This window comes from Streptomyces sp. FH025, assembly GCF_017427025.1.
Lineage (GTDB): Bacteria > Actinomycetota > Actinomycetes > Streptomycetales > Streptomycetaceae > Kitasatospora.
Window position 1 is genome coordinate 1 of record NZ_JAFLNG010001142.1, and the last position, 1,404, is coordinate 1,404.

Sequence of the window (1,404 nt, forward strand, 5' to 3'; positions counted from 1 at the left end):
CCGACCTGCATCGCGGACTGCTGGAGACCGCCGGCCACGCCGGACAGCTCCAGCGGCGCGTTGCCGACGATGACCTCGGTGGCGCCGACCATGACCGGGCTGATGCCGAGGCCCATCAGGACGAACCAGAGCGACATCACGCCGGTGGAGGAGCCGGTGTCCAGGGTGGACATGCCGAACATCGCGGTGGTGGTGATCAGCATGCCCGCCACGATCGGGATGCGCGGGCCCAGCTTTCCGATCGCCAGGCCGGCCAGCGGCGAGCCGACGATCATCATGCCGGTCATCGGCAGCAGGTGGACGCCGGCCTCGACCGGCTTCATCCCGTGCACGTTCTGGAGGTAGAAGGTCACGAAGAAGATCGCGCCGAAGAACGCGAAGGCCATCAGCACCATCAGCAGCACGCCCGCCGACAGCGGCACCGAGCGGAACAGGCTGAGCGGGATCAGCGGCTCCTTGGCCCGGCCCTGCCAGAGCGCGAAGAGCACCATCAGCACCACCGCGCCGCCCAGGAACAGCAGCGTCTTCGCGTCGCCCCAGCCCCACTCGGGGGCCTTGATGATGCCGAAGACCAGGGCGAACATCCCGACCGAGAGCAGCCCGATGCCGGGCAGGTCGAAGGACTTGGCGGCGTTCTCGGCCCGGACGTCCCTGAGGATCCACAGGCCCAGGCCCAGCGCGATCAGGCCGACCGGGATGTTGATGAAGAAGACCGACTCCCAGTTGACGTGCTCGACCAGCAGGCCGCCGACGATCGGGCCGGCCGCGGTGGAGGCGCCGATCACCCCGCCCCAGATGCCGATCGCCATGTTGAGCTTCTCGGCCGGGAAGGCCCCGCGCAGCAGGCCGAGCGCGGCAGGCTGGAGCAGCGCGCCGAACAGGCCCTGGAGGACGCGGAAGGCGATCACGGTCTGGATGTTGCCGGCGAAGCCGATCGCGGCCGAGGTGGCGGCGAAGCCGACGGCGCCGACCAGGAAGGTGGTCTTGTGGCCGAAGCGGTCACCGATCTTGCCGGCGGTGATCAGGAAGACCGCGAGGGCCAGCAGGTAGCCGCTGGTGACCCACTGGATCTCCGAGGGCGCGGCGTTCAGCTTCTCCTGGATCACGGGGTTGGCGATGGCGACGATCGTGCCGTCCAGCGCGACCATCATCACGCCGACCGCGACGGTCAGCAGGGTCAGCCAGGGATGCCCCTTGAGCCCTCCCCCGGACGACTGATTCAGCGGTGGCGGTGCGTCCGCCTCCGAGTTCTTGACGACGGACTGGCTCATCTGGGGCCCTCCGGGGGGCGTGAAGACGATCGAGGCATGGCCGTGGCGCTGCGACGACCCACCCGTCCCCACGAGTGCCCGGCCGACGAGCGCCACTTCCGGCAGATTATGTCAGCCTCTGACATTCGGCAAA

1 protein-coding gene is annotated in these 1,404 nt (G+C 69.0%); it reads right to left on the reverse strand.

All coding sequences use genetic code 11. From position 1 onward, the window contains the following. The coding region (locus J0670_RS38000; protein ID WP_243438094.1) for an MFS transporter at positions 1–1,151 on the reverse strand (1,151 nt) is incomplete at its 3' end. Between the last annotated feature and the right edge of the window lie 253 nt (positions 1,152–1,404).